At 61.1% G+C, this 12,309-nt stretch carries 4 protein-coding genes; 3 read left to right on the top strand and 1 reads right to left on the bottom strand.

Annotated elements, in window-relative coordinates; all coding sequences use genetic code 11:
* Window positions 1-126 precede the first annotated feature (126 nt).
* Both ACWUI2_RS03555 and ACWUI2_RS03550 read left to right on the top strand, forming a co-directional pair.
* Window positions 127-1,662 carry an oligosaccharide flippase family protein gene (locus tag ACWUI2_RS03555; protein ID WP_486981489.1) on the top strand — a complete coding sequence of 512 codons (1,536 nt, stop codon included), beginning with the start codon at window positions 127-129 and terminating at the stop codon, window positions 1,660-1,662.
* A 445-nt stretch (window positions 1,663-2,107) separates the two neighbouring features.
* Window positions 2,108-3,550, top strand: coding sequence for an alanine/glycine:cation symporter family protein (locus ACWUI2_RS03550; RefSeq protein ID WP_486981488.1), 1,443 nt, complete (start codon window positions 2,108-2,110; stop codon window positions 3,548-3,550).
* A 10-nt stretch (window positions 3,551-3,560) separates the two neighbouring features.
* On the opposite strand, the gene ACWUI2_RS03545 is transcribed toward ACWUI2_RS03550, so the two are convergent.
* A complete protein-coding gene (locus ACWUI2_RS03545) occupies window positions 3,561-6,131 on the bottom strand; it encodes a DEAD/DEAH box helicase (RefSeq protein ID WP_486981487.1) in 2,571 nt (856 codons plus the stop codon).
* A gap of 249 nt (window positions 6,132-6,380) precedes the next feature.
* Here ACWUI2_RS03545 and ACWUI2_RS03540 point away from each other — a divergent pair, with 249 nt between their 5' ends.
* Complete coding sequence (locus tag ACWUI2_RS03540; protein WP_486985036.1) at window positions 6,381-12,296, top strand: HAMP domain-containing protein; 5,916 nt, start codon at window positions 6,381-6,383, stop codon at window positions 12,294-12,296.
* Window positions 12,297-12,309 lie beyond the last annotated feature (13 nt).

Here is a 12,309-nt window from a genome sequence, read left to right as displayed (position 1 = left end):
GGATTCTTGAAAGAAAACACAGGCAGGAATGCCTGTCCCACGTGGCCGGGTGGGGAAAACCTCGATAGCGGCCGAAGCTGGTTTGGGATATATTGGAAGGACGGTCCCGGCATCTCGTGACCTTTTATGGCAAATTCATCGTCCAAACTCGACCGTCTCGGAGAAAAAACGGCCGCGGGATTCGCGTGGCTGTTGTTTCAGACGTTGAGCGTAAAAGTCGCCACGGTGGCCGGTCAAATCGTGTTGGCCTGGTTGCTTGCGCCGAAACACTTCGGTTTGGTGGCGCTCTCCTATTCCGTGATGACGGTGGTTTCGATTTTCCAGGCGTCGGGTTTGCGGGAAATTCTGATCCAGCGGGAACGGGAATACCGGACTTTGGCCGCCCCGGCGTTTTGGATGTCGCTGGTGATCGGCGGAGGCGTTTCGCTGCTGATTGTGGCATCGGCTCCGCTGGCGGCGCGATTGTACCAGGAACCTGAGTTGGTTGGGCTGTTGTTGGTTCTGGCGGTCTTCACCTTCATCGGGAACCTGGAGAACATCCCGATCGCCCAGTTGCAAAACGAGATGCGGTTCCGGGCGATTTCGGCGCTGGGGATTTTCCAGGGAATCGGGCAGATCGGTCTCAGCGTCGTGCTGGCGGCGCTCGGTTTCGGGGCGTATAGTTTCATTCTGCCGTTGCCGATCATCGCCGCGATCAAGGTGGCGATTCTCTGGTGGTTGGCCCGCCCCCCGTTGGCGTGGAATCCGGGATTCGAACATTGGCCGTCGTTGGCCGGGTCGAGCGGATTGCTGATCGCGGCGGCGTTCTTCATCGGGATCAACGCGCAAGGGGCAAACATTGTTTTGGGGATCTACCACAGCGCGGCGGTGGTCGGCATTTTCTTTTTCGCCTATCATCTGGCGCAGCAGGTGCAGACGCTCCTCTCGCTGAATCTGTCGCAGGTGTTGCTGCCGTCGTTCAGTAAGTTGCAGGAGGATCCGGTGCGGCAGCACGCCGCTTTCCTGCGGGCAAACAAACTCCTGATGATCATCGGCGCCCCGGCGTCGCTCCTGGTGGCGGCGTTGGCCGATCCGGGGGTGCGATTGGTCTTCGACCCCCGGTGGATCCCGGCGATACCGGTGGTGCAGGCCCTGGGGGTCGGGACGGCGTTCACGATCACGACGATCGTCACGTTGAGCTTCTTAAAAGCGCAGGGGCGGTATCGATTTCACCTCGGAGTGTCGGCCTTTCGGGCGGCGTTCTTCATGGCATTGATCACGTTGGCCGCGCGGCATGGCGGGGTGGTGGCGGTTGGGGTGGCCGCCGCCGCGGCGATGATGGTTTATTCGCCGACCATGATGTATCTCAGCATTCGGACCGCCGGGTTTGGATGGAGACAGGTGTGGGGCGTTTACGCCGCGGCGATTTTCTCCGGACTCCTCGCGTGCGGCACCGGGGTGGCGGTGGCGGCGATGGTGCCGGAGATGGCGGGACGGGAGATGGCCCGCATCCTGGTGACGGCGCTGCTGGCCGGCGCGATTTATCTGCCGATGATTTGGCTGACGGCGAAGGAGGAATGGGAGGATCTGTTGAGGACGGGAATCTCGTTCCTGCCCAGCCGTGCCCAACGCCTGGCACCATCGCGGATGCTTCCGGCAACCGAGGCGGAGGTGAAGGAGTGAAGGGGAATTAATGGATAGCCGCGGAAAGGGGCAAGATACTCAAAAATGAGGAGTTAATTCATGGCAACATCCGGGCCGCACCCGGGGAACAACATGGAATGAAAACGTGGTTTCCGAGGCGGAGCCTCTTTGGAGTGCTCCGCGTCCCCGCGGAGCTTTCGAGCGCGCGGAAGAGCTTCGGTCGTCGAATGAGTGTCGGGCTTGCGGCCATCGCCGGCCATTCGAAAGCGGTGCGGGGACGCACCGCACTCCAAAGCGCTTCGCGCTCAAGTTGGTTGCAAGATTTCACGTTTCGTCAGAAGGGAGCGGTTGGTTAAGGGTGGCGTGAGGTAAAGGCATCCGACGACGTCATGAGGCCGCCTCGAAGGAAGATTTGGTGGCTTGACGTGGACGGACCGGGGGCCTAACCCATTAGGGAAGAATCTATTGCCTCTCGCTTTTGCTTATGGACACACCCGAAGAATCGACCTCTCTACTCAACGCCTGGATCGAAACTGTGGAACGCCTCAACGGCTGGCTTGGCGACATTGTCTGGGGACCTCCATTGATGATTCTGCTGGCGGGAACCGGGCTGTTTCTGACGATTCGGCTCGGGTTTTTCCAATTCACCCATCTCGGGTTCGCTTGGAATCAGAGTTTCGGGCGGCTCTTCCGCAAGACCCGGGAAGAAGAGGCTGGGGCGGTAAGTTCGTTCCAGGCGGTGGCGTCGGCGATGGCCGGGACGATCGGGGTGGGAAATATCGCGGGAGTCAGCACCGCGATCGCCCTGGGAGGACCGGGAGCGCTGTTTTGGATGTGGATGATCGCATTGGTCGGAATGGCCACGAAATTCGGCGAAGCGACTTTGGCGGTCAAATACCGGGAAGTCGGACCGGACGGACGGATCTCGGGCGGGGTGATGTTTTACATCGAAAAAGGCCTGGGGCCGAAGTGGAAATGGCTCGCCGCCCTTTACGCGTTTTTGGCCGGGATCGCCGCTCTCGGGATCGGGAACATGGTCCAGGCGAACACCATGGCCCAGGCGCTGCGCACCGGTTTCGCGGTGCCGGAAACCGCGACCGGCGTGGTGGTGGTGATTCTGGTCGGGATCGTTACCCTTGGGGGGATCAAGCGAATCGGTCGCATCGCGGAGCGAATCGTGCCGGCGATGGTGGTCATCTACGTGGCGGGCGCGCTGCTGATTCTCGGGATTTACGCGACCGAGATTCCGGGAGCTTTCGGCCAGATCTTCTATTATGCTTTCAATCCGGCTCCAGCGGCCGGTGGCTTCGCGGGCTCGGCGGTGGCTTTGTCGATTCGTTACGGAATCGCCCGGGGGATCTTTTCCAACGAAGCCGGTTTGGGCGCCTCCTCCATCGTTCACGCCCAGGCGACCAACCATCCGGTGCGTCAGGGAATGTGGGGGATGTGGGAAGTTTTCATCGACACCATCATCGTCGGCACGATGACCGGTTTGGTGATCATCGTCACCGGTGCCCTCGCCACCGGTTCGACCAGCGCCGATCTGGCGAGCGAGGCGTTTACCCGGGGCCTTCCGGGGCAGGGCGGTCTGCTTGTATTGGTCGCCCTGATACTCTTTTCCTACACCACGATGTTGACCTGGAACTTTTACGGGGAAAAGAGCTGGGAATATCTGTTTGGGAAAAGCGTGATCCTGCCGTATCGGATGGTCTTCCTCGGATTTCTTTTTATCGGATCGGTCGGCGGATTGACCTTGGTTTGGGCGGTCGCCGATACCTTGAACGGGATGATGGCGATTCCGAATTTGATCGCCCTTTTGGCCCTCGCCGGGGTGTTGACGAAGACGAAGACCGACTACTTGAAAGGTGATCGTTCGGGCAGGCCGTCGGCCAAAGTGGCGGAGGCCTCCCGCTTTCGCGCGGATTGAGAGTCACGCCTCACGCCATCGTTTCGGGAACCGGTCCGATCGCCAGGAGTTGCACGGTGACTTCGCCTCGAGCCCGGGTTTCGGGGAGGTCGATGGCGAACAGGAGAGCCCAATCGTTGAGGTCCTGGCTGTCGACGAGCACCTGTTGGACCAGCCAGCGGCGAGGCTCTTCCTTGATGTAAGTGTGCTTGGTGTTGCGGGCCTCCGGATCGAGGCGAACGCGTTCGTGTTCGGCGGCGAATGATTCCGCGAGTTGGGCGAGACGGTCGGCGGTCCACGGGTCGCCGTCGATGTCGTCGGGCGAGTGGAGGTCGGCCAGAATCGCCTCCCAGTCGCGGGCGGCGAAGGCCCGGAGGCGGTTGAAAACGGCGGTGCGAACGAGCGGAAGAAAACTTCGGCGGTCGGCGGTGATGTCGCGCGGCCCCGAGGAGCGGAGCCGGGCGGTACCTTCGGCCGAACCGGGTTCGGGGGGCCGGTAGTTTGGGTCGCGGAGCCGTTCCCATTCTTCGAGGAGACTGGAGTCGATCCCGACGATCATGTCGGCGAGGTAGGTCTCCATTTCGAGAATCGCATCGGTTTTGGCGGAGTCCGGGACGGTTTGGGAAAGAGTTTTGTAGACCCCGGTCAAATGCCGGAGCAGGATCCCTTCGGAGCGTTGCAGGTCGTAGTCGCGGACGTAGTCGGCGAACGACATCCAACGTTCGAACATTTCCCGGGCGATCGATTTCGGTTGAATGTTTTCCTCGCCGACCCACGGATGTTTCGCGGCGAAGGTGTTGAAAGTCTCGTAGATGAATTCGCGGCGCGGTTTCGGATACTCGACCGTATCCAAAATTTCCATTCGTTTGTCGTACTCGACGCCTTCGGCCTTCAATTCGTTGATCTTCTCCGTTTTGGCCCGGGCGAGTTGGCGGCGGAGAATCACGTCGGGGTTTTCGACGATCGATTCCACCAGGGTCAGGACGTCGAGGGCGTGGTCCGGACCGTCCGGATCGAGCAGGTTGAGGGTATCGATCAGCCAGAGCGAAAGGGTTTGGTGCAGGGAAAAGTCGTTTTGCAACTCGACGTTAACTCGAAGGCGACTCCGATCCTCTCCCGTTTGCCGGGGAAGGATCTCGATGATTCCGCGTTCGAGCAACGAGCGGAAAAGTTGCCAGGCCCGCCGAAAGTGGGCCCGTTGGGCGATCGGCGGTTCGTGGGAATCCTGGATCAACGACCGCATCGCGGCGCAACCGTCCCCGGGACGGCCCAAGACCTGGAGGAGGAGCCCGTGAGTGATCTGGAAGCTGGAAGTGAGCGGCTCCGGCGTCGAATCGATCAGGCGGCGGTAGGTGTTGGCGTCCCAGCCGACGAATCCCTTCGGTGGATTCCGTTTGACCATTTTGCGGCGCTTGGCCGGGTTCGCCGCCGCCTTCTCCTCCAGTATCCGGTTTTCAATCACATGGGCCGGAGCCTGGGCGACCACCCAACCGCGGTCGTCATATCCTTTGCGTCCGGCCCGCCCGCAGATTTGTTGGAAATCGCGGACGCTGAGGACGCGGCTTTTTTCGCCGTCGTATTTGCTGAGTTGGGTCAGGAGGACGGTGCGGATCGGGACGTTGACCCCGACGCCGAGGGTGTCGGTCCCGCAGATCAGTTTCAACAGACCTTGTTGGGCCAGTTTTTCCACGAGGATCCGGTACTTGGGCAGCAACCCGGCGTGGTGGAGCCCGATTCCCTGGCGAAGGAGGCGTTTCATTTCCTGACCGTAGGGACTGCTGAAACGGACCTCGTCGAGGGCGCGGGAGATGCGCTCCCGCTCTTCTTTGCCGCAGACGGCGAGGCTGGTGAAACTTTGGGCGTTGTCGGCCGCCTCGCGTTGGGTGAAATGGACCACGTAGACCGGGGCTTTGCCTCCCGCGACCAGCTCTTCGATGGTCTGGGTGAGGGGAGTTTCGGCGTAGGAAAACTCCAGGGGAACCGGACGCTCGCTGGAGGAAACAATCGAGGTGGGCGAACCGGTCAGGCCCGTCAGGCGGTCGGCGAAGGTTTGGAGGTTGCCCATGGTGGCCGACATCAGGAGAAACTTCGCCTGGGGCAACGTCAGGAGCGGGAGTTGCCAGGCGACTCCGCGTTCCCGGTCGGAGTAATAATGGAATTCGTCGAGGATGACGTCGTGGATCGCGGCGTTCGGTCCCTCGGCGCAGGCGAGGTTGGCGAGGATTTCGGCGGTGCAGCAGAGGATCGGGGCCTTCCGGTTGACGGTGGCGTCGCCGGTCATCATCCCGACCTGGTCCGGACCGAAGTCGCGGCAGAGGGCGAGAAATTTCTCGTTTACGAGGGCTTTGATCGGACAGGTGTAGATCGAGCGGCGGCCCCGGGCGGCGGATTTGAAGTGCATCGCCATGGCCACCAGCGACTTTCCGGATCCGGTCGGGGTGTTGAGGATGACGTTCTGATCGTCAAAAACGGCGAGAATCGCCTCTTCCTGCGCCGGATACAGCTCCAACCCGGTTTCACCGACGTAGGAGAGAAACCGGTCGAGGAGCGCGTCCGGCCCGGTCGCTTGGCCGGGGGGCGGTAGTTCGAGGGGAGTGCCCATGAGTGGTCGAACCTTTCAGGCACCGCCGGGAGTGGCAAGGGGGAAGATAGGAAAAAGAGGGTTTCCCACCCCGCGAATCAGGTTTTACCCGATAGCGGCGCCCGGCCTTTTACCGTAGCTTCTCTTTCTTTTTTAACTTTTCCATTCTATCTTATGCCGACCACCAAGAAACCCGCTCGTTCCGCGACCAATTCCCGCCCCCGGGCGGCCACGTCCCCTACCGCCTCCCAACCGGCCCGCACCGAGACCATGGGCGACCCGCTCGATCAGACGTTGTTGCTCCAGGTTCTCACCAACGTCCTCCACGGAGATTTCTCCGCCCGCCTGCCGGTGGAATGGACGGGAATGTCGGGAAAGATCGCCGACACGTTCAACGAGATCATGAGTTTGAACCAGAAGATGGCCGAGGAAACCAAACGAGTGACCCGGTTGGTCGGCAAGGAGGGTAAGATCGCCCACCGCCTAAACCTCGGTCGGGTCGAAGGTGCCTGGGGCGAACAAGCCGACAATATCAACACCCTCGTCTCCGACGTCACCACCCCGACCCGCGAGATGTCCCGGGTCATCGGCGCGGTCGCCAAGGGAGACCTCACGCAAAACGTTTCCCTCGAAATCGAGGGTCGCCCGCTCGAGGGCGAGTTCCTGCGCGCCGCCAAGACCGTCAATACCATGGTCACCCAGCTCGGCGCCTTCACCTCGGAGGTGACCCGTGTCGCCCGCGAGGTCGGCACCGATGGTAAACTCGGTGGCCAGGCCCGCGTCAAGAGCCTCTCCGGCACCTGGAAGGACCTCACCGTGAGCGTCAACTCCATGGCCTCCAACCTCACCGCCCAGGTCCGTAACATCGCCGACGTCACGACCGCGGTCGCGAGCGGGGACTTGTCCAAGAAGATCACCGTCGACGTCCGCGGGGAGTTCCTCCAGCTCAAGGAGACGGTCAACACCATGGTCGACCAGCTCAACTCGTTCGCCTCCGAAGTGACCCGGGTGGCCCGCGAGGTCGGCACCGAGGGGAAACTGGGCGGTCAGGCGGAGGTCCGCGGGGTGGCCGGCACCTGGCGCGACCTCACCGAAAACGTGAACGGCATGGCGACCAACCTCACAAACCAGGTGCGAAACATCGCCCAGGTCACCACCGCCGTCGCGAACGGCGACCTTTCCAAGAAGATCACCGTCGACGCCAAGGGCGAAATTCTCGAGCTGAAAAATACCGTCAACATCATGGTCGATCAGCTCAACTCCTTCGCCTCCGAAGTGACCCGGGTGGCCCGCGAGGTGGGAACCGACGGTAAACTCGGCGGTCAGGCCGAGGTTCGCGGAGTGGCCGGCACCTGGAAGGATCTCACCGACAACGTGAACGGCATGGCGGCCAACCTCACCAACCAGGTCCGTAACATCGCCGACGTGACCACCGCCGTCGCCCGAGGCGACCTCACCCGCAAGATCACCGTCGACGCCAAGGGCGAGATTCAGGAGCTGAAAAACACCATCAACACCATGGTCGACCAGCTCAACTCCTTCGCCTCGGAAGTCACCCGTGTCGCCCGCGAGGTCGGCACCGACGGAAAACTCGGTAAACAAGCGACCGTCCCCGGCGTCGCCGGCACCTGGAAGGACCTCACCGATAACGTGAACCTTCTCGGAAATAACCTCACTGTCCAGCTCCGCGACGTTTCCAAAGTCGCCACCGCCATCGCCAACGGCGACCTCAGCCAGAAGATCACCGTCAGCGTATCCGGGGAAATCTTACAGATCAAAGAGACCATCAACAGCATGGTCGACCAGCTCAGCTCCTTCGCCTCAGAAGTGACCCGTGTGGCCCGCGAGGTGGGAACCGACGGAAAACTCGGCGGCCAGGCGATCGTCCCGGGCGTCGGCGGCACCTGGAAGGACCTTACCGACAACGTGAACGGCATGGCGGCCAACCTCACCAACCAGGTCCGTAACATCGCCGACGTCACCACCGCCGTCGCCAACGGAGACCTTTCCAAGGAGATCACCGTCGACGCCAAGGGCGAGATCCAGGAGCTGAAAAACACCATCAACACCATGGTGGAGCGCCTCAACTCATTCGCCGCTGAGGTGACTCGCGTGGCGAAGGAGGTCGGCACCGAAGGGGAACTGGGCGGTCAAGCCGAGGTGCGCGGGGTGGCCGGCACCTGGAAGGACCTCACCGAATCGGTGAACGGCATGGCGGCCAACCTCACCAGTCAGGTCCGTAACATCGCCGACGTGACCACCGCCGTCGCCCGGGGGGACCTCACCCGAAAGATCACCGTCGACGCCAAGGGCGAGATTCTCGAGCTGAAAAACACCATCAACACCATGGTCGACCAGCTCAACTCCTTCGCCTCCGAGGTAACCCGTGTGGCCCGCGAGGTGGGAACGGACGGTAAACTCGGCGGCCAGGCCCGCGTCTCCGGCGGGGCCGGCACCTGGAAGGACCTCACCGACAACGTGAACGGCATGGCGGCCAACCTCACCAACCAGGTCCGTAACATCGCCGACGTGACCACCGCCGTCGCCCGAGGCGACCTTACCCGCAAGATCACGGTCGACGCCCAGGGCGAAATTCAGGAGTTGAAAAACACCATCAACACCATGGTCGACCAGCTCAACTCCTTCGCCTCGGAAGTAACCCGTGTCGCCCGCGAGGTCGGCACCGAAGGTAAACTCGGCGGTCAGGCCGAGGTGCGCGGCGTGGCCGGCACCTGGAAGGATCTCACCGACAACGTGAATTTGATGGCCGCCAACCTCACCGACCAGGTTCGTGGTATCGCCCGAGTGGTTACAGCGGTGGCGAATGGTAATCTCCGCCTCACTCTCACCGTGGAGGCCAAAGGAGAAATCGCCGAACTGGCCGAGACCATCAACAACATGATCGGGACTCTCGCCACCTTCGCCGATCAGGTTACCACTGTGGCCCGCGAGGTGGGGGTCGAGGGCCGTCTCGGCGGTCAGGCCAACGTCCCCGGCGCGGCCGGCACCTGGAAGGACCTTACCGACAACGTAAACGGTCTCGCCGCCAACCTAACCACCCAGGTGCGCGCGATCGCCGAGGTCTCCACTGCCGTTACCAAGGGCGACCTCAGCCGAAGCATCATGGTCGAGGCCGCCGGGGAAGTGGCGTTGCTCAAAGACAACGTCAACGAGATGATTCGGAACCTCAAGGAGACCACCCGGAAGAACACCGAACAGGATTGGCTCAAAACCAACCTCGCCACGTTCACCCGCAAACTCCAGGGCCAACGCGATCTCCAGACGGTTTGCCAAATGACCCTCAGCGAGCTCGCCCCGCTGGTCGACGCCCAACACGGCGTGTTCTATATTAATGAATACGACGACGACCAAGAGGCGCAACTGATGTTGCTCGCTTCCTACGCGTTCCGCGAGCGGAAGAGCATTTCCAACGTCTACCGTCCGGGCGAGGGCTTGATCGGACAGGTCCTGCTCGAAAAGCAGCGCATCCTGATCAACGACGTTCCCCCGGACTACGTCCGGATCGGTTCCGGTCTCGGCGAAGCGGCTCCGAGCAGTCTGGTGATTTTGCCGGTCATTTTTGAAGGGAAGGTCAAGGCGACGATCGAGTTGGCGAGTTTCCAGAAACTGAGCGACATTCACCTGGTCTTCCTTGACCAACTGATGGAGTCGCTGGCGATTGTCATCAACACCATCCAAACCAACATGCGGACGGAGGAGTTGCTCAAACAATCGCAATCGCTCACCGAGGAACTGCAGAGCCAGCAGCTCGAACTGACTGAGAAAAACGAGCGACTCGAAGAACAGGCCCGCTCCCTCCAGGCTTCCGAGGAACTCCTCAAGAAGCAACAAGGGGAACTGCAGCAGACCAACGAGGAACTGAAGGAAAAAGCTTCGCTCCTCGCCGAACAGAAGGCCGAGGTCGAACGCAAGAACGGGGAGGTCGAAAACGCCCGGTTGGCCCTTCAGTCGCAGGCAGAGGAGTTGAAGTTGACTTCCAAATACAAGAGCGAATTCCTTGCCAATATGTCCCACGAGTTGCGCACGCCGCTCAACAGTCTCTTGATTCTTTCCAAGATCCTGACCGACAATCCCGAGAAGAATCTCACGCCGAAACAGGTCGAGTATTCCCGGACGATCCACGCCTCCGGGTCCGACTTGCTCGATCTGATCAACGAGATCCTCGACTTGTCCAAGATCGAGTCCGGCACGATGAGCGTCGACATCGCCGACGTCTCCTGTCCGGAGCTCGCCGAGTTCTGTGAACGGACCTTCCATCCGATCGCCGAATCGAAACATTTGGAGTTCCACATCGAACTCGATTCGAACTTGCCGCCGATTCTGCGCACCGACGGAAAACGCGTGCAGCAGATCCTGAAGAATCTCCTGTCGAACGCCTTCAAGTTTACCGACTTCGGGCGGGTCGATTTGAAGATGCGTCCGGCCAACCGTCTCGGCGACATCGATCCGTCGTTGAAGCTGGCCGGTCCGGTGGTCGCCTTCGAGGTGACCGACACCGGGGCCGGGATCGCGCCCGACAAACAAAAGATTATTTTCGAAGCGTTCCAACAGGCCGACGCCGGAGCTTCCCGCAAACATGGAGGAACCGGTCTCGGTCTCTCCATCAGCCGCGAGATCGCCACCATGCTCGGAGGAACGATCCGGGTTAAGAGCAAGCCGGGCGAGGGGAGCCGTTTCACCCTCTATCTCCCCGCGACTTTCCGTCCCCGTCCCGACGGATCGACCGGAAAACGGGGCGCTCGTTCCGCCCCCCAACCGGCTCCGTTCGCCGGTGCTCTTCCGCCTCCGGACCTTCGTCCAAATCCGTTCCGTCCCTCGCCGGTCGGAACGGCCACCGCCTTCCGCTATGCCTCGGCGGAGGAATCGACTCCGGCCTACCATTCCGGCACCTTCGCGGAGACCGAGGAGCCGGCCGCATTGTTCGTCGAAGAAAATCCGATCGATTCGGATTCCGCGGTCGAAGATGATGTGGATGAAATCCGCCCGGGGGACGCGGTCCTCTTGATTGTCGAAGACGACGAAACCTTCGCACGCTTGTTGATGGAAAGCGGAAGGGACCACGGTTTCAAATGTCTCGTGGCCCGCACTGCTCAGCAGGCGATCCAGTTGATGGCGGTTCACCAACCGTCGGCGGTCACCACCGAACTCTTCCTGCCCGACGCCAACGGATGGGTCTTGATCGACCGCTGGAAGGGATCCCCCGAAACCCGCCACATTCCGATTCAAGTCATTTCCTCGGAGGAAGGAGCGGAACGGGCGCTGCACATGGGGGCCCTCGGATCGTTGCGGAAACCGGTCTCGCGGGTCGAGATCGATACAGCGATCAGCCAGGCGAAACGTTTCATCGAGCGCCCGGTTAAGACCTTGTTGCTGGTCGAGGATGACGATCGCGAGCGGAACGCCATCGAAGAGTTGCTCGGCGGAGGCGATCTTCGCATTCTCTCCGTGGATAGCGCCGAGAAGGCGCTTGAATTGTTGGAATCGGAGCAGATTGAATGTTTGGTAGTGGATTTGCAACTACCCGGAATGAGCGGCTTCGAGTTCATTCATCGGATCCGGAAAATGTCGCCTCACGCCTGGTTGCCGATGATTGTCTACACCGGCCGGGAGCTGACCGCTGAAGAGAAAGGAGAGCTTTCCCGGCTGAGCGAAGCTGTCATCATCAAAGGAGTGTGTTCCCCGGAACGCCTCCTCGATGAAACGGCGATGTTCCTCCACCGCACCCATGAAAACTTTCCCGAGGAGAAACGGTCGATCATCGAAAGGATGCGCCGGAAGGCCTGTTCGCTCGCCGGACGGAAGGTGTTGGTGATCGACGACGATGTCCGGAACATCTTCGCCATGGCCAGCGCCCTGGAAGGTTGGGAGATGGAAGTGATCTACGCCGAAAGCGGTCGCGAGGCCCTCAAGGTCCTCGCCGAATCGCCGGATGTCGACGTCGTTCTCACCGACATCATGATGCCGGTGATGGACGGATTCGAGTGTATCCGGCACATCCGGTCGCAACGCCGCTTCCAGGGGCTTCCGATCATCGCGCTTACCGCGAAAGCGATGAAAGGCGACCGGGAGAAATGTTTGGCGGCCGGAGCCAGCGACTACATCACCAAACCGGTCGATATCGAACACCTCCGGTCGCTCCTCCGGGTGTGGCTCTACAAACGCTGATGACGAACCCCCC

Source organism: Verruconatronum alginivorum (assembly GCF_056590205.1).
Note: the sequence above shows the minus strand (reverse complement) of the source record. Positions and strands in the feature narration are given on the sequence as shown.